Source organism: Streptomyces malaysiense, assembly GCF_000980885.2.
Classification (GTDB): Bacteria; Actinomycetota; Actinomycetes; order Streptomycetales; family Streptomycetaceae; genus Streptomyces; species Streptomyces malaysiense.
Window position 1 is genome coordinate 1 of sequence record NZ_LBDA02000233.1, and the last position, 292, is coordinate 292.

General features: G+C 64.0%; 1 protein-coding gene. It reads left to right on the plus strand.

Features of this window, described 5'->3' with window-relative positions:
* On the plus strand, positions 1-292 hold a 292-nt coding region (locus VT52_RS38375), incomplete at both ends, for a hypothetical protein (RefSeq protein ID WP_167377791.1).

Consider the following 292-nt stretch of genomic DNA (forward strand, 5'->3'; position numbering starts at 1 on the left):
CACCCCCCAGAACTCCCTCTACACCACACGCTGGATCGCCCAACCCACAACCCAGCAGACCCCGCCCTGGAACACCTGCGCCATCCTCGGCGACCACACCACCGACACACTCACCAACGCCCTGCACGACGCAGGCATCGACACCACCACCTACCCCGACATCGAAACCCTCTCCGAACAACTCACCAACGGCCTCACCCCACCCCAAGCAATCCTCACCACCCTCACCACAGCCACAACCGGCAACGACCACACCACAACCCTCCACCACACCCTCCACACCACCCTCCAC